This is a genomic window from Streptomyces sp. NPDC088706 (assembly GCF_044752765.1).
Taxonomy (GTDB): Bacteria; Actinomycetota; Actinomycetes; order Streptomycetales; family Streptomycetaceae; genus Streptomyces.
On record NZ_JBIVLW010000018.1, the window covers coordinates 39,892 to 60,526 of the forward strand.

Below are 20,635 nucleotides of genomic sequence, written 5' to 3' on the forward strand. Positions count from 1 at the left end.
CCGACGGGGTCTCGGGCCGGGCGACGGCGCCGGCGCCGCGGCGGGGCAGCGGCAGCGGCGGTGGGACGTGCGGAACGGGGTCGGGCGGACGCGCGGCATCGGGCGACCCGGGCGGAGGGAATCTGCGGCGTTTCGCCGTGCGGCGTCTTCTCGACTTCATGGGGTGGCCGTTCGGTGAGGGTGATGCGTCCCCGGGGTACGCCGGGGAAGCGGGGCGGTGCCGGCGGCCGGTACGCCGTCCGGTGAGCGCCTCTCGTGGCGGCGGGGTGCGGCACTCGGCCGTCCGCGGTCCGGGGCGGGGCGGTCGCGGTGCAGGAGGCCGGACTCGTTCATCCTGGCCAGGTCGAGCATGACCGCGTAGACGCCCCGCCCCAGGGCGAAGGCGATGTCCCGGGGGGTACGGCGGCCGTTCGCGGTCCGCAGCAGCGTGGCGTAGCGGTCCGGAATCCGTACGGGTACATCCGCCGCCGGCCGGATCCGGGTGCGGGCGAGCTCCACGGGGGGCGCTCCCCACAGGTCCGCGAGCACCGACAGTCGCCGGGTGGTCTGGGCCGCCAGCCGCCGCGGGGTGACGGACGGACCGGTCGAGGGCGCCGGGACCGCCTCGGCGACCTCCCAGCCGTCGGGCGTGCTGAACGCCAGGGCGAACGCGCCGTCGAACACGGCTGCCGTGCAGACGATCTCGAACTCCTGCCGCGGGAGCAGGCCGCGGGTCTCCAGCTCGGCGGCGAGGGCGCCCTCCACCGCGCCCCCCGACGCGCAGGCGGCCGTCCACGCCTCGTCTTCGATACGGCCGGAGTTGAGCAGTATCGTCTCCACACCGGGGGCCCCGGGGGTCTCCACCCCGGCGATCCGGCCTTCGCGCAGATGGATACGCCCGCCAGGCGCACCGGAGACGACGACGGTGCCCGTGTGCTCCTGTTCGTACAGCGCGACGAGCAGGGCGGGAAGGTTGCGAGCGGCGGCGGGGCGGGTACTCATCCCGCCGCCTTCTCCGCATGGCGGCCGAGCCGGTGCAGGACAAGGGCCAGATTGGCCTGCTCACGCTCCAGCGCGGCCGTCAGCAGCAAGGGGTCCCCCCGCCGGGGGCAGGCGCGCAGCACGAGCTGGTGGCGGGCGCCGGTGATGACGATGCTCTCCAGCCCTCCCCGGGCGCCGGCGGCATGCAGCCGATCGGCGACGGAGACGGCGAGCCGGCTGCATTCCTCGGCATCCGGCGTCTCCTCGCCCACCTCGCCGTAAGTCAGCCCGGTGACCGCGTCGACGAGCGCGATGCCGGTGACCCCAGGCATGTCGAGAAGAGTGCGCAACAGATCCTCGACTGACGACACCGGTTCTTCCTTTCACCGACGCTTCACAACGAAACAGAAATCACAGTAGTTTAATCAAGAAGCTTCAGAACAGATCATTTGACGGGCTTTTTCTGACATCTCATCAGAAGCCGGGAACAGGCGAGAGGCAGAACATGAACATCGAAACCGCACTCAAAGAAGCCATGGCCATCGACGGCGCCATCGGCGCGGCGCTGGTCGATTACGAGAGCGGGATGTCACTGGGGACCCTCGGCGGCGGCCAGGAACTGGACCTGGAGGTCGCCGCGGCCGGCAACACGGAGGTCGTCCGCGCCAAGGCGCGCACCCTGACGGCTCTCGGCCTGGACGACTCGGTCGAGGACATCCTGATCACCCTCAGCGGGCAGTACCACCTGATCCGCCCGACGAGCAGCAGCCACGGGAGCCTCTTCCTCTACCTCGCGCTCGACCGGTCCCGCGGCAATCTGGCTCTCGCCCGCCACTCGCTCAAGCACATAGCGAACAGCTTGAAGGTCTGACCGGTGCCCGGCCGGCCCGATGGGCCGCCGCCACGGAAATTACGGACGGATTCCCGGGAACAGGAAATGGCTACCCGGGAGTAGTACGGAGCGAGGCCACAGCCATTCGCTCATATTCGCTGCGCATTTGGTTTCGGTAAAGGCCGCTGGCCGGTCCGGGCCATGTCTCCGCGTGGTGCACCCGGCCTCTCTCCTGTGGCCCCACGGCTCCCGGCCGCTATCACACGGACGGGCCGCCCATCGTGATCGATGGGCGGCCCGTCCGTGTGCTCGGCCTGTCGTACCGGGGGACCCGGGGGGCCGCCTACTTCACGGTGAGATCCACGTTGGACACCTCGGTCTTGAGGTCGGCGCCCTTCGCGCTGTTCACGACCTGGAGCGCCTCGATCTGCGACTTGGCCGGGATGGGATCGTTGTTCAGGTACTTCGCGTACTTCTTCGCCACCTCGGTGAAGTCGATGTCGATCCGGGTCTTCTTGCCCGGCTGGACGCGCTGGCCGTAGACGGTGACGCGGCAGCCGTCCGGCTTGCCCTCACCTGTCCGGCACTTGTTGGTCCACAGCACGCCGTCCTTCGGCCGCATGAAGGCGCCCGGGTCGAAGTGGACCACGGAGATCACGTTGGTACCGCGCGTGGTCTTGTAGATGAAGTCCGTGGTGAGGATGGCCCGCTTCTCCTGGCAGCTGAACCCGCCGGTCTGCTCGACGAGGGCGTCGTAGGACGCCTTCACCCGGCCGTCCGAGAACTGGTAGACGCTGCGGTCGGCGTGCCGCTTGAGCGAGCTGCCGATGTACTCGTGGGAGAACGCCATCTCCTTGAGCTCGCAGTTCTGCTTGCCGGAGCGGTCCCGCAGGTTCTTGGAGTTGTTCTGCAGCACCAGCTTGAGAGGGGTGCCGGAGCGGCCCTGCACCTGGTGGTCGTAACCGGGGTACTTGCGCAGCTTGCTCTCGTCCCAGTTGTAGGTGATGAAGCGCCAGGCCGGGCACTCGACACCGTGCTTGGAGGTGTAGCCGAACGAGTTGCACCTCTGGTTGACGCGGTTCGCGTTGTCGATGGCTCCGCAGTCACGCGAGTCCCCGCCGTACTCACGCCCGCCGACCTCGTCGGAGACGCTGTAGCAGCGCAGCTTGACACCGGAGTCGTAGACGATCGACTTCGCCTTGGCCGCCGTCGGGGATTTCTGTTCCTCGGTGGCCGAGCTCTGGAAGGGGATCAGCAGGGCGGCGCCAGCGGCGGCCGACGCGGCGACTGCCGTGATCGCCCCGATGTGCTTCTTGCGGCGACGGGTTTTCATGGGGGCTCCTCGAAGCGGCCGTCCGCGACGGACGGCGGGTGACAGGGGGCGTGGGCGAGAGGGGCGTTCGGGTGCGGGGTCAGCTCCTGGCGCGTGACCCGGCGGACCCGCTGTCCGCGCTGCCGCGTTCGCCGGACGTGCTTCCCGTGCCGCCGGCGAGGGAGAGCTGGGACTTCCAGTAGGCCTTGGGAGGCAGGGAGTCCCAGGGGTTGTTCTCCGACAGGTTGTCCGGAGTGACGTAGATGTGGCCGGCGTTGCGCTTCTTGGACAGCGCCATCGCGGCGCGCATCCGGTTCTCGTCGGGGACGCCGTAGACGAGGTGCCAGATCTTGTCCCCGGAGACCTTCTTCTCCCATGCCTGGGGCTTGTGAGCGCGGTAGGAGCTGTCCGAGCCCTCGAAGGTGACCAGGATGTCCGCGGCCCGGGTGTAGCACTCCTCCGTGCCGGTCCCGGGGTTGTTCACGACGACGGCCTTTTCGCCGTGCTTCTGCTCGACGTACTTCCGCAGCGCGATGTACCGCTTGACGTCGGCGTTGCCCGAGCCGCACCGGCTCGTGCCCTCGTCGAAGAAGATGCCGCCGAGGCCGGTGTCACCGTACAGGCGGTACCAGGTGTCGACGTCGGCCTTGGCCTGCTTCATCCACGCGTCGGGGCTCGCGGAACCCGACCGGGTCTTCATGCCGGAGGTGCCGAAGTAGCCGGTGGAGACGTAGCCGATGACGCTCGCCCCGGCGGCGTCGGCCTTCTTGATGGTCTCGGTGTACCGGTTGTCCTTGCGGGTGCCCGGACCGCTGTTCGGGTTGGCGACGGCCACTCCCACACCGGGGCCGGATCCGGTCAGCTGCTCCCAGGTGGCACCGGGGTAGAAGTAGGTGGGTACGGAGACCTTCTGGGAGAGCGCCCGGGCGCCCGCCTCGCGGGGCGCGGCGGGGGTGCTGTCAGCGGGCGACGTGGTGGCGCCGGCCGGGAGGGCGAACAGGGCGAGGGCTCCGGCGCCCGCCAGCGCCGATCCCGTCAGGATGCGCTTGGATCGCTTCTTCATGGTGATCCTCAGGTGGTGGGGGTCATGTGCGCCCGCGTGCCGTGGACGCACATCCGGTGGTGCACAGCGGCGGTCATGGGTGGGGCCATCGCCCGGTGCCAGGGGCGAAAGCGCGGGTGGCCGTCGCCTCTTCGGGGTGGGCCGGCCTTCATGGTGGGGGGCCTTCGGGTGTGGGAAAGCGGCGTCCGACGGAACAGAGGGCCGGGGTCCGCAGTCCCCCGCCGGTGAACCGTCGTCCTCGTTCGTCGGAGCCTTCCGCGAACGGCCGTCGAGCGGCTCGACGGCATGGGGCAGGTGGGCCGGACGCTTCGGCGCACGCGGTGCGGCCGTGCCGCGGTCCGGAATGAGCCCCACGTCATCGCTGCCGCGTCCAAGCGCGTGCGGTCGGAGCGGCACGGTCTGTCTGGGCCCTTGCAGTCGAGAAGCTGTAACGATGCGTCAAGCTATCGCCCCGGCTACCGCCCGGTGCAACATCCGTGCGCAACTCGTTTGTGCCGAAGAGCAGTTCGCGTGAGGCCCAGGAGAGCGTGGGGGGCGCCGCCGGAACGGGCCCCCGTCCTTCGGTCAGCCTTTCCCCGGGCGGCACTGACCTGCGGCGATGCCTTCGTCACCGGTCTGCGGGAAGGCGACGGGAGCTGCGTGGGCGACCTGCTGACCAGTGGGTTCGGCCTTCCGGCACCCCGTATGACCGCCTCCAACCGCGCACCGCGGATGAGCGGTGGGCCGCAGGGCGCAGCCCCGGAGACGTGAACACGAGGCGAGGGGACTCACCTCTTGGGCGGCCAGGGAAATCGTCCGGCCGGCCACTTCTCCGCCTTCCGGCAGGCGGTCCAGGCGTTCCACGCCTATCTCGACGCCCCCGAGGACGTACTCGCGCGGGGCTTCTTCGCCACGCTGGAGTACTGGCTGAACCGGACCGAGGAGTACGTCCAGCACGACTGGGTGCCCTACCGGGTGGTTCTCCTCGGTTCGCACGCCGTCGAGCTGCCGGTGAAGCGGGAGATCAACCGCTTCCTCGCCGAGGAGGACCCCTACGGCACCCTGGCGTTCGTCCGGTTCGGCATCGAACGGGGCGAGGTCCGCGACGACATCGACCTCGACATGATCGTCGCCATGGTCGACCGGCTGGTGGAACGGGTGCAGGACGCCCTGGTCGCCGAGGAGCTCGACCCCGGACTGTTCCAGCACCGCGGGCGGGGGCGCGCTGCCGACCCGGCCAGGATCACGCAGTTCATGCAGCTGGTACGGGGCGCCGTCGGGGCCCGCTGAGACGGCCGGGCCGCACGGCGGGTGCCCCTCATGGCTCGCCCAGCCGGGTACGGATGTACTGGCGGATGTCCAGTGCGGCATCCTCCATCGGGGCGTAGCAGCCGGACCGGAAGGGCCTGGAGGCCATACCGCGCTGCACGCTCTCGCCCCCTTGTGCCGCTCGCGCTCCTCGGCCGACAGCCCCGGGAAGGGCTGCCGGTCGCTCGTCCCGGAGGCGGTGAACGTCCAGGCTCCCTCCCGGTGCGGAACACCGTCGGCCCGGTCGGGCCCGGCTCCGCCGTTCTCCCGGAACGCCGGAACGAGGTCGCACAGCTCGGGATGGACCGGACCGCAGTGGTAGTGGCGCAGGCTCTCGGGAACGGGACCGAGCTGGTCCTCCAGCGTCCCGGCCTCCTGCGGGGTGTCACATGATGAGCGACAGGACTTTCCGGCAGCACCCGGCCGGCCTGCGAACCGGGTAGTAGCATCAGCCGGTCCAGCCGTTCGACGCACCCGAATGCCGAGGCCCCATGTCCGTCAGCACACCGCCGTCAAGCCTGACCGCCGATTACGCACGGAGAATCGCCGACGACCTCTCCGCCAACCGAAGCGAGCAGGAGCGGGTGTGCGATGAACTGACGCGGTTGCGGGCCGAGCTCTCCCAGTTGGAGGAGTGCGAGCACGTCCTGCTGAAGATGCAGCAGGTCCTCGGCGCCGGGGAGGCGTCAGCGGCACCGACCGCCGAGGACGTGGTGAGCGTTCCCCAGGCCCGCCGCCCCTCGAACCGTACGAACACGCGGACGGCGAAGTCCTCACGCGGCGCGAAGTCCGCCGCGACGCCGGGGAGCAGCCCGGCGGCCGGACCGAGCACACCGGCCAGGAACACCGGTGGACCGACGTGGCGCGAGCTGATCACCGAGCACTTCACCGGGGTGGACGGGCCCAGATCGGCCACCGAGATCACCGCGGCCCTGGCCGAGGCCCACCCGCATCGCAAGGTGCGGGTGGCCGTGGTGCGCAACGCCCTGGAGCAGGGTGTCGCGCAGGCGCGGCTGGAACGCTCGAAGCAGGGGCGCTCCGTCTTCTACAGCCCCGTCCCGGCGGCCTCGCTCCCGCCCGAGGAGACCGACGCCGCCGCTCCGTGACGGATGACCCGGGCAACGGCCGGCCGCAGGGCACAGCCGGATGCCGCCGCCCGATGACGCCGGTCCGGGCCCCTCCCGCCCGGACGCCGCGTCAGCCGAAGGCGTTCTGGGCGTCCGCGAGCCGACGACGGGCCGCGCGTGCCGCGGGAAGCAGGGCGAGGCAGACCGCACCGAGCACGGCGGCCGCGGCGAACAGGAGAAGACGGAGGACCGAAGGCGCTCGGGCGATCCCGGCCCCGATCCCGCTGGCGTGTGCTTCGGCGTCGATCAGCCAGTGGGCCACGGGGACGCCGATCGCCACACCGGCCACCGCGGCGAGCAGGGCCGTCGACCCCACCGCCGTCACCGTGACCGCGGTGATCTGCCCGGGGGAGAGACCGATCGCCCTGAAGGCGAGCAGATCGCGCTCGCCCGCCCGTACGCTGCCGCTGATCGCCGTGGACAACTCGATGAGACCGATCAGCGCGAGCACGGCGACGAGTGCCACCCCGGCACCCAGCAGAGGGGAGAACCGGTCTGCGGGACTCGTGGCCTCCCGCATGTCCAGCCGCCCCCGGGAGGCTTCCGCCAGAGCGGTACGGACCTCGGCGGGTTCGGCGCCGGCCCGCAGCCGGAGCTGGTAGAGCGTGGGGCCGAGGCCGGGATCGTTCTGGCGGAGCGTGTCGAGCGAGGTGGAGATCACCCTGCCGCCGTTCTCGGTCTCGATGCTGCGGCCGACGATGTGCAGGATCTGCGGGTGCTCGCCCGAGGTCACCCTGATCCAGTCGCCGACCTCCACATCCAGGAGGTCGAGCAGCCCCTGCCCGGCGACGGCCTCGTCCGGGCCTTCGGCGGGCCGTCCCTCGGCCACCGGGAAGGGATAGGGGTCCTTCCGGGTGCCGACGCCCCGCAGGGCGATGGTGCCGGTCTGCCCCGGCACGAGGGCGGCGACCTCGACGCCCGGGTGGGCGGCCTCGATCCGGTCGTCGGTTTCGAGTACCGCCCGCGCCTCGCGGTCGCCCAGCCCTTGTTCGACGCGTGCGGTGAGGACCCTCCCCGCCGGCCCGGAGTCGCCGGCGAAGCGGTCCATGGTGGTCCAGACGCTGAGGGCCACGGTGATCAGCACCAGCGGCAGCGCCAGCCGGGCGACCGTCGCCGGGGTGCGGTGGCCGCGGGCGAGCATCCGGTGCCAGCCGAGCACCAGGGCCGGTGGCGCCCCCAGCCCCAGGACCCGTGCCGCCGTTCGGGAGAACCGGCCGGAGAAGGCGGCTTCCGGCGGGGACGAGGGCACCGGGGGGACCCGGCCGGCCCGCCAGGCGGCGAGGCAGGTGGCGGCCCCGATGAAGAGGACGGCGCCGGCCGGCACGGTGAACAGGGCCGTGGACGGGCCGGGCAGCCCCAGCCAGACGTCCACCGCTTCGCCCAGCCTGCCCGGGATGCGGCTGCCGAGCGTCCAGGTCAGCACCGTCGCCAGCAGCGCGCCCAGCGCGGCGAGGGCGAGGTGCTGCACCAGGAAGATCCGGGTGACCTGGCCGGGAGTGAAACCGATGGTCTTCAGTACGGAGATGTCCCGCAGATGACCGCGCACCCGGGTGCTGATGGCCCCGTACACGGCCAGGGCCGCGCCGATCAGCGCACCGAGTCCGAACAGGGCGAGTATCTGGCCGAACAGCCGGGAATCACCCTGCGCCTCGCCGCGGGCCTGCTGCCAGCTGGACACGTCGCTGACCGCCCCCGCGCCGAGTACGGTGACGGCGCGCTGGATGGCGTAGTCGGTGTCGTCGGGGTCGCTCAGCAGCACTCCGGTGAGCTGCCCCGACCACGTACCGCCCAGCCGGTCGGCCGCGGAGGGCCATGCCCATACGGTCCCGGACCGTTCACCGGGCCGGTAGCGCGGTTCCGGACTGTCGGCGACGCCGAGGACGGTCAGCGTACGGCCGTTGCCGGGCACGGTGAGGACGTCACCCGGTCCGGCCCACAGCGCGCGGGCCAGACCGCTCTCCAGGACCACGCCGTCGGGGCGGTCGGAGGTGAGCCAGCGGCCGGCGGTGATGAGGGGCCGGCCGGTGGCGGGCGGTTCCTCGCCGGCGCCGCGCAGTTCCACTCCGGCGCGGACGCCGTGGGATTCGACGGTGGCCAAGAGCGTGCGGTAGGGGCCGGACAGGGCTTCGACGCCGTCCAGGGAGGCGAGCCGGCCCGGATCGGCCGCAGGGCCGGTGCGAATCCAGACGTGCGCGCCGTGGGACTGGGTGAAGATCCGCTGCCAGGGATTGGTGGCGTAGCCGAACAGGGCGGCGGCGAGCAGCAGGGCGGCGACCACTCCGGTGGTGGCGCTGACGAGGAACAGGGCTTCGCCCCGGTGGGTGCGCAGATCGATGTGCGCCCAGCGAAGAATGGCCCGCACGCTCAGTCCTTCAGTTCGAGGATCCCGGACAGGCCGGTGCCCCGTGCGGGTGCGGCGCCCAGTTCGGCGTCGTCGGTCACCCGGCCGTCGAAGAAGCTGACGGCGCGGTCGGCGGTGCTGGCCAGTCTGGCGTCGTGGGTCACCAGGAGGATCGTCTGACCGCGCTGGTGGTAGCCGGAGAGCAGCCGCATCACCTCCCGGGTGCCCTTGCTGTCCAGACTTCCGGTGGGCTCGTCGGCGAGCAGGATCCGCGGGTGGTTCACCAGGGCGCGGGCCAGCGCCACGCGTTGCTGCTCCCCGCCGGAGAGTTCGCCCGGCATGCTGCGTGCCTTGCCCTCCAGGCCCAGTTCGCCGAACAGTTCCCCGCGCCGTGCGCGGGCCCGCTTCGAGGAGGAGCCCGCCAGCAGCGCGGGCAGCTCGATGTTGTCGGCGACGGTCAGGTTGGAGACGAGGTTGAAGAACTGGAAGACGATGCCGATGCTGCGGCGGCGCTGGAGGGCCCAGCGCGCTTCGCTGTAGGAGTCGGTGCATTCGCCGTCGAGCCAGATGCTGCCGCTGTCGGGGCGCTGGAGACCGCCGAGGAGATGCAGGAGCGTGGACTTGCCGGCGCCCGAGGGTCCGCTGACGGCGACGAACTCCCCGCGCCTGACGGTCAGGTCCACTCCCCGCACGGCGGGGGCGGGGACCCCTTCCCCGTGGTGCGTCTTGACCAGGGCTTCGGCCCGCAGCGCCTCAGGGGCAGCCGGGTTCGCCGCTCGGCTCACTCCGGGCCCTCCAGCTCTTCCTGGCAGCGCTCCAGCCAGTCGAGGTCGGCCTGCAGATGCAGCATGGCTCCCTCGATCAGAAGTTGGGCGACGCGGTTGTCGCGGTTCTCGGTGTTCGACAGTTTCGACAGACTGCGCATGGTGTTGAGGTATTCGCGTCGCTGCCTGTTGATCAGGCGGATCCGGTCGGCCAGCCCGGTGTAGGAGGCGAGGGCGAGTTTCATGAAGAAGTCGTCCCGGACCCGGGGCTCGTCCGCCGTCTCCTCGAACCAGAGCTCCAGCGCCCCGGTCCCGGCGTCGGTCAATCGGTAGATCTTCTTGTTGGGGCGGCTCGACTGGGCGATCTCCTCGCCCTCGATCAGCCCTGACTTCTCCAGCCGCCCCAGGGTGACGTAGATCTGTCCGACGTTCGGCTGAGGGTACGCGGCGCCCAGGAGTTGCTCAAGGTCCCGTTTCAGTTCATACCCGTGGGCCGGTCCCCGGGACAGCAGCGCCAGGAGGGGCAGGCGCACCGGCGCTCCCTTCTCTGCCCGGTCTCCGACCCCACGTGGAGAGGTTCCTCGCAGCTCGGCGTGCGGCACGGGCCGCACTCGGTGTCCGATCGGCCCCTAGTATCGCCCATGTCTAACGGGTATACATGCCCTGGCTCCGACGAGGATGCCCGAGGTCGTGCCAGGGAGGGACCCCATGCGGTGGAAGCGAGCCGTCGGCAGGGTGTTCCTTGCCGCGACGGTGGCTCTCACCGGGTTCCTGGGAACCACGGGTCCCCTCGCCGGGGGCTCCGGCGGGGCGCCGGGCGGCCGCGGTCCGATGACGCTGGCCACGGCCAGGGACCTCACCGGCTATCTGGGCCCCTTGCTCGCGGAATGGAACCGCGAGCGCCCGCGCGAGAAGGTCACGCTCGTCGAACTCCCCGACTCGGCCGACGAGGCCCGGTCCCAGATGATCACGGAGTTGCGCTCCGGCGGGGGGCGCTACGACATCCTCAACATCGATGTGGCCTGGACGTCGGAGTTCGCCTCGGCCGGATGGATAGCGCCGCTGGAGCCGGACAGGTTCGCGCTGAAGACCTTCCTCCCACCGGTGGTCGGCACGGCGACCTACGCCGGAAAGCTGTACGCGGTCCCCTACGTGACCAACGCGGGGATGCTCTACTACCGCAAGGACCTGCTGGACCGGGAGGGCGAGCAGCCCCCGCGCACCCTGGCCGAGTTGGAACACCAGGCCAAGGCGATCGCCCCGAAGTACGGCGTCGGCGGTTACGCGGGACAGTTCCTCCCCTACGAGGGCCTCACCGTCAACGCGGCCGAGATGGTCTACTCGGCGGGCGGGTCGATCCTCGGTGACGAGGGCGAGCGGGTGACAGTGGACTCCGCCGCGGCCCGCGCGGGCATCGGCTTCCTGGCCCGGGGGGTACGGGAGGGCTGGATACCCGAGGCCGCGCTGACGTTCAAGGAGGAGGAGTCCCGCCGGGCCTTCCAGGACGGCCGGCTGCTCTTCCTGCGCAACTGGCCCTATGCCTTCGCCGGCGCCTGGGGCAAGGACTCGAAGGTCGCCGGGAAGTTCGGCGTCGTACCGCTGCCGGGCATCGACGGGCCGGGCACGAGTGTGCTGGGCGGTTCCAACCTCGCGGTGGGGACGCACGCGCGGCATCCCGTTTCCGCCAGGGACCTGATCGCCCATCTCACCGGCGAAGCGGTGCAGCGCAGGGTGCTCACCGAAGGCTCGTTGCCGCCGGTCAGGGCGTCGGTCTACGAAGACCCCGCACTCGTACGCCGGTTCCCGTACCTGCCCGCGCTGCGCGCGAGCGTACTGTCCGCCGCGCCGCGGCCGAAGAGCCCGCGGTACGAGCAGGTGAGCCTCGTCGTGCAGGCCGTGATCCACGACGCGATGGCCCAGCGCCAGGGGTCCGGAGCCGCGGTGCGGCGGCTGGCCGATGAGCTGGCGGCCGTCACCCGCCGTGGCTGAGACCTTTGAAGCTTCCCCCGCCTTAGTTACCTGTTAGGTATCGATCGCGCACCTAGCTCGGCACCAGGCCGCGCAAACGTGCAGACATATCCCCCTAAAAATCTCGCACTTCGTCTTCACCGTTGACACCTTCTCGCAACCCCTACTTAACATGCATGCATAACCGCAGGGGTTCAGCTGCGGACACCCCTTCACAGAAACAAGGTCAACGGGTGAAGCTCTCAGCCCGGGTCGGCGACGGCCCCACACGCCTCGCGGCGCTCCCCTGGTGGCGGGACGCGGTGATCTACCAGGTCTACGTACGCAGCTTCCTGGACAGCACCGGAGACGGGATCGGCGACCTGGCCGGGGTCCGTGCCGGGTTGCCGTACCTCAAGAAGCTCGGCGTCGACGGGATCTGGCTGAGTCCCTTCTACCCCTCCCCCCAGCGCGACCACGGCTACGACGTCGCCGACTACTGCGACGTCGACCCCGTCTTCGGCGACCTCGCCGAGTTCGCTCTGCTGGTGGACGACGCACACCGGCTCGGTGTGAAGGTGCTCCTCGACATCGTTCCCAACCACTGCTCCAGCGAGCACCCGTGGTTCACCGAAGCCCTCGCCGCCGGGCCGGGAAGCGCGGCGCGCGCCCGCTTCCACTTCGCCGAGGGCCGGGGCCGCGAAGGCGAGGAGCCGCCCAACAACTGGCACGCGATGTTCGGCGGCCCCGCCTGGAGCCGGGTCACCGAGGCCGACGGCTCCCCGGGCCAGTGGTACCTGCACATGTTCACGCCGGACCAGCCCGATCTGAACTGGCGCAACCCGGTCACCGGTGCCTACTTCGAGCGTGCCCTGCGCTTCTGGCTCGACCGCGGTGTGGACGGGTTCCGGATCGACGTGGCGGCCGGGCTGTTCAAACACCCCGACCTGCCCGACTCCCCCGACCCCGAGGCCGACGCCCGCACCCGCGACTCGGTCAACCCGCTGGCCTGGAACCAGCCCGAGGTGCACGAGGTCTGGCGGCACTGGCGGTCGGTCTGCGAGGAGTACACCGCCCGCGACGGCCGGGAGCGGCTGCTGGTGGGTGAGGTGTCCGTCCCGACCGCGCGTGAGCACGCCCGGTATGTGCGCCCGGACGAACTGCACCAGGCCTTCTTCTTCGACCTGCTCAGCGCGCCCTGGGACGCCGACGCCTTCCGCAAGGTGATCTCCGAGGCCATGCAGGACATCGCGGGCACCGGCTCCACCGTCACCTGGGTCCTCAACAACCACGACCAGGTCCGCACCGTCACCCGGTACGGCGAGCTGGGTGCCGAGAAGAGCGGGCTGGGCGCGTCACGGGCCCGGGCCGCGGCGCTGCTGATGCTGGCGCTGCCCGGCGGCGCCTACATCTACCAGGGCGAGGAGCTGGGGCTGCCGGAGGTCATCGACCTTCCCGACGACGTGCTCACCGACCCCATCTTCCGGCGCACCGGCAGCCGGGCGAGGATTCGCGACGGCTGCCGGGTCCCGCTTCCCTGGTCGGGGCACGCCTCACCGTTCGGCTTCACCTCCGGCGCCGAAGGGGCCAAGCCCTGGCTGCCGCAGCCCGGCTGGTTCGCCGAGCACGCCACCGACCGGGCGCTCGCCGACACCCGGTCCTTCTGGCATCTCTACCGCGACGGACTGCAACTGCGCGCCGGTCTTCCGCAGTTGGGTGAAGGCACCCTGCGCTGGCTGGAGTCCCGGCCCGGCGTCCTCGCCTTCGTCCGGTCCGACGGGCTCGTCTGCGCCGTCAACTTCACCACCTCCCCCGTGCCGGCTCCCGTCCCCGGCGCCCCGCTGCTCTCCAGCGGGCCCTGCCCACCGGGCGTGCTGCCGGGCTCCACCGCGGCCTGGTGGATCAGCGACCGCACCGCCCCCTGAGCGACCCGCGCCGAAGGACCCCCGCACCCCTCCCCCGACCTCCGACCTCCGACCGTACAAACGCCCCGCCCGAACTTGTCCCCCCGAGGAAGCAGACCCCGATGCGACGACGCACCATGCTCCTGAGCTGTACCGCCGTGACCCTGGCGCTCGGCGCCACCGCCTGCGGCGGTGATCCCGTCACCTCCGCGAGCGGTGGTGACAAGTCCCTCGGAGGCCAGACGGTATCCATCGCCGGCGTCTGGTCGGGAGCCGAGCAGAAGAACTTCCAGAAGGTACTGGACGCCTTCTCCACGAAGACCGGCGCCAAGACCGAGTTCGTCTCGACCGGTGACAACGTCTCGACGGTCGTCGGAAGCAAGATCGAGGGTGGCAACGCCCCCGATGTCGTGCTGGTGCCCCAGGTGGGCGTGCTCCAGCAGTTCGCGAAGAAGGGCTGGCTCAAGCCTCTGTCGGCCACCGCCCTGCAAGCCGTGGACACCAACTACTCGGACGTCTGGAAGAAGTACGGCAGCGTCGACGGTTCGCTGTACGGCCTGTACTTCAAGGCCGCCCACAAGTCGACCGTCTGGTACAGCCCCGAGGCCCTCGACCAGGCGGGCGTCAAGCCGCCGAAGACCTTCGAGGAGATGCTCGCCTCGGCCCGCGCTGTCTCCGACTCCGGACTCCCCGCCTTCGCCGTCGCGGGAGAGGACGGCTGGACGCTCACCGACTGGTTCGAGAACATCTATCTCTCGCAGGCCGGTCCGGAGAAGTACGACCAGCTCGCCGCCCACCTCATCGAGTGGACCGACCCCAGCGTGGTCAGGGCGCTGACCACGCTCGGTGACCTCTTCGCCGACAAGGAACTGATCGCGGGCGGCCAGAAGGGTGCCCTCAGCACCGACTTCCCCGGTTCGGTCGAGAAGGTCTTCGGCCCCGAACCCGAGGCCGGCATGGTCTACGAGGGTGACTTCGTGGCCGGAGTCGCCAAGGACCAGTTCGGCAGGAAGATCGGCGAGGACGCCGCGTTCTTCCCCTTCCCCTCCGTCGACGGGGGGAAGGCTCCCGTGGTGAGCGGCGGCGACGCCGCCGTGGTCCTCAAGGACGGCAAGAACCAGAAGGCGGCCATGGCCTTCGTCGAGTACCTGGCGACCCCGGAGGCGGCAGGGGTCTGGGCCGGGGCCGGCGGCTTCGTCTCCCCGAACAAGGAGCTCGACCTCTCGAAGTACGGCGACGACACCACCCGCAGGACCGCCCGGTCGCTGGTCGGGGCCGGGGACTCGGTCCGCTTCGACATGTCCGACCAGGCACCCGCCGCATTCGGCGGGACGAAGGGCGCGGGCGAGTGGAAACTCCTCCAGGACTTCCTGCGCGACCCCTCCGACCCCGAGGCCACCGCGCGCCGCCTCGAAGCCGCGGCCGCCAAGGCCTACCAGGGCTGAGGTGACATCATGACCGCCACCATCTCCCCCGCCCGGGCAGCGGGCCCCCGCTCCGCGGGACCCGCGCCCGGGGGCGCCGACGCCCGGGCGCGCGCCAGACGGCGCCAACGCGTCATCGCCCTGCTCTTCGCCCTGCCGGCGCTGCTCCTGCTCGGCGCGCTGGTACTCTACCCGGTGCTGTTCTCGGTCGGCCGCAGCCTCTTCGACGCCGACGGCAGCCGGTTCGTCGGCGCCGGGAACTACGTCGAGGTGTTCCGCGACCCGGTGACCCTCAAGGCCATCCGCAACAGCACCATCTGGATCGTCGTCGCTCCGACCCTGCTCACCGGGCTCGGTCTGATCCTCGCCGTCCTGGTGGAGAAGGTCCGCTGGGCCACCGCGTTCAAACTGCTGCTGTTCCTGCCGATGGCCGTCTCCTTCCTCGCGGCCGGCATCATCTTCCGCCTCGCCTACGAGGAGGACCCCGACAAGGGTGTGCTCAACGCCGCCGTCACCGGGGTGCACGACGCCTTCGAGGACACGTCCTCCTATCCCACCGCACGAGCCCGTGAGGGTCAGGGCCTGGCCAAGGGCCCCGACGGGTCGTACGCCACGGCCAGGACCGCGTCGCCCGGCGACACAGCGTTTCTGGGACTCGTCGGCGTGGCCCCCAAGGACGTCCCATCCGAGGCGGAGCCGGCCCTCCCCGCGGCTTCCCACCGGAGCGCGGACACCGAGCTGCGCGGCGTGGTGTACCTGGACTTCACACCGGGCGGCGGCGGTGAACAGGGCAAGGTCGACCGGGCCGAGAAGGGGCTGCCGGGCATGGCGGTCGAGGCGGTACGGGACGGGAGGACCGTCGGCCGGACCACCACGGCCGCCGACGGCTCCTTCGACTTCCGGGACCTCGGCCCCGGCTCGTACACCGTGCGGCTCCCGGCGGAGAACTTCGCCGCTCCCTACGAGGGCGTCTCCTGGCTCGGACCCACGCTGGTCACCCCGGCCATCATCGGTGCGTACCTGTGGATCTGGACCGGATTCGCCATGGTGCTGATCGGCGCCGGGCTGTCCTCGCTGCCGCGCGACACCCTCGAAGCGGCCCGGATGGACGGCGCGAGCGAGTGGCAGGTGTTCCGCAAGATCACCGTGCCGCTGCTGGCTCCCATCCTGACCGTGGTCTTCGTGACCTTGGTGATCAATGTGATGAAGGTCTTCGACCTCGTCTACATCATCGCGCCCGGGCCGGTGCAGGAGGACGCCACCGTGCTGGCCACCCAGATGTGGCTGGTCTCCTTCGGCGGAGGCAACAACCAGGGACTGGGCAGCGCGCTCGGCGTCCTGCTGCTGGTTCTGGTCATCCCCGCCATGGTCTTCAACGTCCGCCGCTTCCGCAGGAGTCAGTCATGAGCGCCACCGCACCCGCCCGGCCGGCGGAGGTGGAACCGGCGGCCGCCCCGCCCGCGCCTGTCCGGCGCTCCGCGGGACGCCGGCTCAACCGCGTACTGGGCAACACCCTCGTCCAGGCGTTCCTCGCCGTGGTCGGTCTCGTCTGGATCACCCCGCTGGCCGGCCTGCTCCTGTCCTCGCTCCGCACCGCACAGGACAACGCGTCGAGCGGCTGGTGGACCACCCTGACCAGCCCCGGCCGGCTGTCCTTCGACAACTACTCCTCCCTCCTCGCCAACACCGGGATCACCCGCGCCTTCTGGAACACGGTGTTCATCTCGGTGCCGACCACGGTCCTGGTCGTCGTGATCGCCGCCCTGGCCGGGTACGCCTTCGCCTGGTTGGAGTTCCCCGGCCGGGACTGGATCTTCCTCCTGGTCGTGGCGCTGCTCGTGGTCCCGGTCCAGATCGGCCTGCTGCCGGTCGCCAAGCTCTTCGGCCAGCTGGGACTGTTCGGCACCATCCCTGGCGTGGTGCTCTTCCACGTCGCCTACGGGCTGCCGTTCGCGATCTTCCTGCTGCGCAACTACTTCGCCGACATACCGCGCGAGATGCTGGAGGCCGCCCGGATGGACGGCGGCACCGAGTGGCGGATCTTCACCCGGCTCGTCCTCCCGGTGGGGCGCCCCGCCATCGCCAGCCTGGCGATCTTCCAGTTCCTCTGGGTGTGGAACGACATGCTGGTGGCCCTGCTCTTCGCGGACACCTCCTCGCAACCCCTCACCGTGGAACTCCAGTCCCAGGTCAGGCAGTTCGGCAGCAACATCGACGTCCTGGCACCCGGTGCCTTCCTCTCCCTGGTCGTCCCCGTCGTCGTCTTCTTCGCCTTCCAGCGGCACTTCGTCCAGGGGGTGATGGCCGGATCCGTCAAGTGACCCCTCCCCCACGCCACTCGCCCGCTCCCTTTCCGTACCGCCGGACGGGGGGCGGGCGAGTGGTATGCGGGGTCAGGGAAGGTTGCGGGAAACGGCTCCTCCTGGACCAGGCACTGGGTGAACACATCGGTGGAGCCGCCGCCGCCGAGCTCGCTGGTGAGCGGCCAGGGTTCGGTGAGGGCGTTCATCGTTCTCCTCCGCGGGATCTCGGCCCGGGCGCGCGGGGGTCGCGGCCCAGGGGGTGCGCCGACGCCTCAGCGGGCGATCCGGGCAGGTGGATCAGGGTCGGCCGATCCGCGGTGAGAGCCCGTTCCAAAGCGTGCTCCAGCGCGTCGCCGTCCTCGACGCTCAGTCCTCGGCAGCCCAGGGCGCGGGCCAGCGCCGGGGAGTCGACGGCGGGAAGGCCGACGGCGTGGACGGGGTCGCCCCGCTGCGCCATCTCGTTGCGGATCTCGCCGTAGCCCCCGTTGTCCGTGACGATCACGGGCAGTGGAAGCCGCAGCTGGGCGGCGGCGGCGAGTTCCTGCACGGTGAACATGAGGCCGCCGTCCCCGTGCAGGGCGACGACCGGCGCACCGGGCCGCGCGAGCTTGGCTCCTATGGCCGCGGGCAGACCGTAGCCGAGGGCGCCCGGACCTGTCGGGTGGAGAAACGAACGGGGCCGGTAGGCGGGGGTGTTGGACAGCGCGCCGTAGTAGCAGGACATCGCGGAGTCGCCGACGAGAATGCCCTCGCCGTTCGCGGTGGTGACCACGGGCGCGCCGATACGCTCGGCGAGCGCCCGAAGTCCAAGGGCGGCGCCGCTGCTGCCGCCCCGCGGCCATGGCCGACTACGTCAGCCGCTGGATACCGGGCTGCGAGGCCACGCCGCGCGGGGAGGCCGCCTGTCTCTACACCAGCACGCCCGACGAGAACTTCCTCCTCGACCGGGTGGGGCCCGTCGTCGTCTGCTCCCCCTGTTCCGGGCACGGCGCCAAATTCACCCCGCTCATCGGAGAACTCGCCGTCGACCTGGTCACCGGTGCCGGCACCCCGCCCGAGCTGTTCCGGCTCGCCTCGCACCTCTCCGCCGGCGCCTGAAGGCTTCACGACCCCGCCGGTACCTCACATGAAGGGGAGGCAGCGGCCCTCGGCCTGGGGGGGAACCACCACCGTGGTGGTGTTCACCCCGATCCTGCGCAGAGCTGCGACCATGTCGGCACTGGCGTGCGAGTCGGTCACCAGAGTGTCGACGCAGGCGATGTCGGCGATCTTCGCCCGGCGCGCCCTGCCCAGTTTCGAACTGTCGGCGACGACTATGGTGTGGTCCGCCTGTTCCAGCATGATGCGGTCGATCTCCGCCCCGCTCGTGCTGTGGCGGGTGAATCCGGCCTCCGGACTGATGCCGTCCACTCCGACGACCGCGTAGTCGAAGCGGTACGAGCGCAGTTCCTTCCCGGCGCGGCTCCCGACCAGGTCGTGCGAGAGCGACCGCGCGTTTCCTCCCGTGACGACGACCTGCACGGAGCTGCGCGTCATCAGGGAGGTCGCCGTGCCCAGGCCGTTCGTCACGACCGTCAGGTCCGACCGGTTGCCCAGGTTCTTGGCGACGAACCCCACCGTGCTGCCTCCGCTCATCGCGATGACGAGCGGCCGGGAGGGGATCAGTGACGAGGCCAGGGCGCCGATACGGCGCTTTGCCTCCGTGTTCTGCGCGAGCCGCAGGCTCACCGGCAGCTCGGTGCCCCGGCGGGCCGCGATGACCTTTCCGTAGGAGCGACGGATGAGGCCCGCCTCCTCCATCACCGCCAGATCGCGCCGGACGGTGGCTCCGGAGACGCCGAGCAGACCGGGGAGAAGACGCACCTGCAGTTCTCCGCGCTGCGAAAGAAGCGAGAAGACCGCCGAGATGCGCTCGTCGCTTTTCCTGTCACTCATCTCCGCCTGCCTCTCCGACCGGTCCGAAGCACTGACGACCCGCGGGCACCGGTCGACAGGCGGCGCACCGAGGACGGCGACGACGCCCCGACCGTTCGGTGCCGGGCGGGCCGGTACGGGAAGTACCGGCAACCGCAACTCTCTCCTGCGCACTTCGCGGACGGACCGGGGAAAGTCCCTAGGGTCTGTCGGCCGGGCCGGTCGCCCGCTCAGCGGTGAGATCGTCGCGGACCACCGCGCCGCCCTTCATCACGAAGCGGACGTCGGTGAAGGACGCCGGGTCCTGAGGGTCGCCGGGAACGGCGATGAGGTCGGCGTACTTGCCCGGAGCGATCGAACCGACGCGGTCCTGCCACCCCGTGCACTCGGCGCTGGTGAGGGTCGCCGCCCGCAGGGCCTGCAACGGGCTCATGCCGAGGTCGCACATGGTGCCGAGCTGACGGGCCCGGAGGCCGTGGGGGAAGCCACCGGCATCGGTGCCGAAGCCGATCCGCACCCCGGCGCGCACCGCCTTCGCGAACGCCTGGCGCTGCCGTTCGGTGGCTTCGTCGTTCTTGGCGCGTTGTTCGTCGTCGAAGGCGTCGGCGTGCTGGTTCCACCAGTCGCCGTCCCGCGTGCCGGCCGGGGGCCCGGGTGTCTTCGCTCTGCTGTGGGGCATTCCTCGTCCTCTCGTGGTGCCGTCGCGGAACGTGCCGGCGGGTGGTACGGCCGAGGGCGCGGTCGGCCGGGGGTCGTGGACCGCCGGCCGTCCCGGCGGGAATGCCGCGGACCGATGCCATCGGGCCGATCCCCGTCACGGCGCCGGACCACCTCGATGAGTGGGACGAAATCGTCGGTGGAGCGGAGGTTCTTCGCTGTCGCGGGGAACGAGGAGAGCGAGCAGGTCGCGGGGGGCGGCGCCGGGAAACCGCCGACGCCGCACTACGTCCGGAAACTACGGTGCGGGCATACCGGGGTCAACCCATCAATTCGCTGGAAAGTGAACGAGATCGTCGAAGGACCCCGGTTCAGGGACTTTCCCCAGTCCTCGCCGTCCCGCCGGCGTCCGGGCGGCCTTCGCGCATGCGGTGCGGCTGGAGCTGGACGGGGCGCGAGCGGTGCTCTCCCGCCCAGCTCCGCCCTGACCCGCATGAAAGCCCTCCTGCGGCTGTACAGCCCGACGGCGAAGGCGGCTCCGGGATGGCGGCTCTGGATCGACGGCTACTCCGCCGGTCTGTGCGACAAGGGCCTGCGCACGGTCATGGAGAACATGGACGAGGAGTGGAAGAAGATCTTCACCTCGTTGATAGCGGAGGGCATGGCACGCGGGGAGTTCCACTGCTCCGACGCCCGCGTGGCGACCTGGCGCATCACCTTGTTCCTCGACGGACTCGCCATGCAGATGATCGGCCGACGCGGAGTGCTGAAGAAGGAGGAGGCCGGCGCCTGATGCGCGA

The 20,635-nt window shown here is 70.8% G+C and carries 20 protein-coding genes; 10 read left to right on the forward strand and 10 right to left on the reverse strand.

All coding sequences use genetic code 11. The annotated features are described in order from the left end of the window. Positions 1-156 precede the first annotated feature (156 nt). Together ACIQAK_RS28540 and ACIQAK_RS28545 are read right to left on the reverse strand one after the other, a co-directional pair. Positions 157-981, reverse strand: a complete 825-nt coding sequence (locus tag ACIQAK_RS28540) for a hypothetical protein (RefSeq protein WP_366392117.1) — start codon at positions 979-981, stop codon at positions 157-159. After that, positions 978-1,331, reverse strand: a complete 354-nt coding sequence (locus tag ACIQAK_RS28545; RefSeq protein ID WP_366392116.1) for a hypothetical protein — start codon at positions 1,329-1,331, stop codon at positions 978-980. The genes ACIQAK_RS28540 and ACIQAK_RS28545 overlap by 4 nt, the downstream gene beginning before the upstream one ends. Before the next feature lie 134 nt (positions 1,332-1,465). Here ACIQAK_RS28545 and ACIQAK_RS28550 point away from each other — a divergent pair, with 134 nt between their 5' ends. Beyond that, positions 1,466-1,831 carry a hypothetical protein gene (locus ACIQAK_RS28550; protein ID WP_366392115.1) on the forward strand — a complete coding sequence of 122 codons (366 nt, stop codon included), beginning with the start codon at positions 1,466-1,468 and terminating at the stop codon, positions 1,829-1,831. A 304-nt stretch (positions 1,832-2,135) separates the two neighbouring features. Here ACIQAK_RS28550 and ACIQAK_RS28555 read toward each other — a convergent pair whose 3' ends face one another. Then, complete coding sequence (locus ACIQAK_RS28555) at positions 2,136-3,125, reverse strand: hypothetical protein (protein ID WP_366392114.1); 990 nt, start codon at positions 3,123-3,125, stop codon at positions 2,136-2,138. A gap of 79 nt (positions 3,126-3,204) precedes the next feature. Continuing rightward, positions 3,205-4,167, reverse strand: coding sequence for a spherulation-specific family 4 protein (locus tag ACIQAK_RS28560; RefSeq protein WP_366392113.1), 963 nt, complete (start codon positions 4,165-4,167; stop codon positions 3,205-3,207). 774 nt (positions 4,168-4,941) lie between these two features. Here ACIQAK_RS28560 and ACIQAK_RS28565 point away from each other — a divergent pair. Together ACIQAK_RS28565 and ACIQAK_RS28570 are read left to right on the forward strand one after the other, a co-directional pair. Further along, positions 4,942-5,436 carry a hypothetical protein gene (locus tag ACIQAK_RS28565; protein ID WP_366392112.1) on the forward strand — a complete coding sequence of 165 codons (495 nt, stop codon included), beginning with the start codon at positions 4,942-4,944 and terminating at the stop codon, positions 5,434-5,436. Positions 5,437-5,945: 509 nt separating this feature from the next. After that, a complete protein-coding gene (locus tag ACIQAK_RS28570; RefSeq protein WP_366392111.1) occupies positions 5,946-6,560 on the forward strand; it encodes a hypothetical protein in 615 nt (204 codons plus the stop codon). Between the two features lie 91 nt (positions 6,561-6,651). Here ACIQAK_RS28570 and ACIQAK_RS28575 read toward each other — a convergent pair whose 3' ends face one another. Genes ACIQAK_RS28575 through ACIQAK_RS28585 form a run of 3 tightly spaced genes read right to left on the reverse strand, consistent with a single transcriptional unit; the run spans position 6,652 to position 10,219 of the window. Further along, positions 6,652-8,943, reverse strand: coding sequence for an FtsX-like permease family protein (locus tag ACIQAK_RS28575; protein WP_366392110.1), 2,292 nt, complete (start codon positions 8,941-8,943; stop codon positions 6,652-6,654). A 2-nt stretch (positions 8,944-8,945) separates the two neighbouring features. Beyond that, positions 8,946-9,707, reverse strand: a complete 762-nt coding sequence (locus tag ACIQAK_RS28580; RefSeq protein WP_366392109.1) for an ABC transporter ATP-binding protein — start codon at positions 9,705-9,707, stop codon at positions 8,946-8,948. Next, a complete protein-coding gene (locus tag ACIQAK_RS28585) occupies positions 9,704-10,219 on the reverse strand; it encodes a PadR family transcriptional regulator (RefSeq protein ID WP_366392108.1) in 516 nt (171 codons plus the stop codon). The genes ACIQAK_RS28580 and ACIQAK_RS28585 overlap by 4 nt, the downstream gene beginning before the upstream one ends. Before the next feature lie 175 nt (positions 10,220-10,394). Here ACIQAK_RS28585 and ACIQAK_RS28590 point away from each other — a divergent pair, with 175 nt between their 5' ends. From ACIQAK_RS28590 to ACIQAK_RS28610, 5 genes are all read left to right on the forward strand, one after another. Then, positions 10,395-11,675, forward strand: a complete 1,281-nt coding sequence (locus ACIQAK_RS28590; RefSeq protein WP_366392107.1) for an ABC transporter substrate-binding protein — start codon at positions 10,395-10,397, stop codon at positions 11,673-11,675. Positions 11,676-11,887: 212 nt separating this feature from the next. Continuing rightward, the gene (locus ACIQAK_RS28595) at positions 11,888-13,558 is read left to right on the forward strand and encodes a glycoside hydrolase family 13 protein (protein ID WP_401372245.1); all 1,671 of its coding nucleotides are present in this window, start codon (positions 11,888-11,890) and stop codon (positions 13,556-13,558) included. Between the two features lie 101 nt (positions 13,559-13,659). Then, positions 13,660-14,982 (forward strand): ABC transporter substrate-binding protein, encoded by a 1,323-nt coding sequence (locus ACIQAK_RS28600; protein ID WP_366392105.1) that lies wholly within the window; start codon positions 13,660-13,662, stop codon positions 14,980-14,982. 9 nt (positions 14,983-14,991) lie between these two features. Next, positions 14,992-16,368 carry an ABC transporter permease subunit gene (locus ACIQAK_RS28605; protein ID WP_366392104.1) on the forward strand — a complete coding sequence of 459 codons (1,377 nt, stop codon included), beginning with the start codon at positions 14,992-14,994 and terminating at the stop codon, positions 16,366-16,368. Beyond that, positions 16,365-17,282, forward strand: a complete 918-nt coding sequence (locus ACIQAK_RS28610; protein ID WP_366392103.1) for a carbohydrate ABC transporter permease — start codon at positions 16,365-16,367, stop codon at positions 17,280-17,282. The genes ACIQAK_RS28605 and ACIQAK_RS28610 overlap by 4 nt, the downstream gene beginning before the upstream one ends. Before the next feature lie 184 nt (positions 17,283-17,466). Here the strand turns inward: ACIQAK_RS28610 and ACIQAK_RS28615 are convergent, their stop codons facing one another. After that, positions 17,467-18,036, reverse strand: coding sequence for a thiamine pyrophosphate-dependent enzyme (locus ACIQAK_RS28615; protein ID WP_366392102.1), 570 nt, complete (start codon positions 18,034-18,036; stop codon positions 17,467-17,469). A 68-nt stretch (positions 18,037-18,104) separates the two neighbouring features. Between ACIQAK_RS28615 and ACIQAK_RS28620 the strand changes: the two genes are divergently transcribed. After that, positions 18,105-18,362 (forward strand): hypothetical protein, encoded by a 258-nt coding sequence (locus tag ACIQAK_RS28620; protein WP_366392101.1) that lies wholly within the window; start codon positions 18,105-18,107, stop codon positions 18,360-18,362. A gap of 24 nt (positions 18,363-18,386) precedes the next feature. On the opposite strand, the gene ACIQAK_RS28625 is transcribed toward ACIQAK_RS28620, so the two are convergent. Beyond that, positions 18,387-19,199 carry a DeoR/GlpR family DNA-binding transcription regulator gene (locus tag ACIQAK_RS28625; RefSeq protein ID WP_366392100.1) on the reverse strand — a complete coding sequence of 271 codons (813 nt, stop codon included), beginning with the start codon at positions 19,197-19,199 and terminating at the stop codon, positions 18,387-18,389. 178 nt (positions 19,200-19,377) lie between these two features. Next, positions 19,378-19,857 (reverse strand): amidohydrolase family protein, encoded by a 480-nt coding sequence (locus ACIQAK_RS28630; RefSeq protein WP_366392099.1) that lies wholly within the window; start codon positions 19,855-19,857, stop codon positions 19,378-19,380. Between the two features lie 471 nt (positions 19,858-20,328). Between ACIQAK_RS28630 and ACIQAK_RS28635 the strand changes: the two genes are divergently transcribed. After that, entirely contained in the window at positions 20,329-20,628 is a 300-nt protein-coding gene (locus tag ACIQAK_RS28635; protein ID WP_366392098.1) for a TetR family transcriptional regulator C-terminal domain-containing protein, read from the forward strand. Positions 20,629-20,635 lie beyond the last annotated feature (7 nt).

Coding starts and splice junctions, on each gene's coding strand:
- ACIQAK_RS28540 (WP_366392117.1), bottom strand. CDS start 981: ATGAGTACCCGCCCCGCCGCCGCTCGCAACCTTCCCGCCCTGCTCGTC.
- ACIQAK_RS28550 (WP_366392115.1), top strand. CDS start 1,466: ATGAACATCGAAACCGCACTCAAAGAAGCCATGGCCATCGACGGCGCC.
- ACIQAK_RS28555 (WP_366392114.1), bottom strand. CDS start 3,125: ATGAAAACCCGTCGCCGCAAGAAGCACATCGGGGCGATCACGGCAGTC.
- ACIQAK_RS28560 (WP_366392113.1), bottom strand. CDS start 4,167: ATGAAGAAGCGATCCAAGCGCATCCTGACGGGATCGGCGCTGGCGGGC.
- ACIQAK_RS28570 (WP_366392111.1), top strand. CDS start 5,946: ATGTCCGTCAGCACACCGCCGTCAAGCCTGACCGCCGATTACGCACGG.
- ACIQAK_RS28590 (WP_366392107.1), top strand. CDS start 10,395: ATGCGGTGGAAGCGAGCCGTCGGCAGGGTGTTCCTTGCCGCGACGGTG.
- ACIQAK_RS28600 (WP_366392105.1), top strand. CDS start 13,660: ATGCGACGACGCACCATGCTCCTGAGCTGTACCGCCGTGACCCTGGCG.
- ACIQAK_RS28605 (WP_366392104.1), top strand. CDS start 14,992: ATGACCGCCACCATCTCCCCCGCCCGGGCAGCGGGCCCCCGCTCCGCG.
- ACIQAK_RS28610 (WP_366392103.1), top strand. CDS start 16,365: ATGAGCGCCACCGCACCCGCCCGGCCGGCGGAGGTGGAACCGGCGGCC.
- ACIQAK_RS28620 (WP_366392101.1), top strand. CDS start 18,105: ATGGCCGACTACGTCAGCCGCTGGATACCGGGCTGCGAGGCCACGCCG.
- ACIQAK_RS28625 (WP_366392100.1), bottom strand. CDS start 19,199: ATGAGTGACAGGAAAAGCGACGAGCGCATCTCGGCGGTCTTCTCGCTT.
- ACIQAK_RS28630 (WP_366392099.1), bottom strand. CDS start 19,857: ATGCCCCACAGCAGAGCGAAGACACCCGGGCCCCCGGCCGGCACGCGG.
- ACIQAK_RS28635 (WP_366392098.1), top strand. CDS start 20,329: ATGAAAGCCCTCCTGCGGCTGTACAGCCCGACGGCGAAGGCGGCTCCG.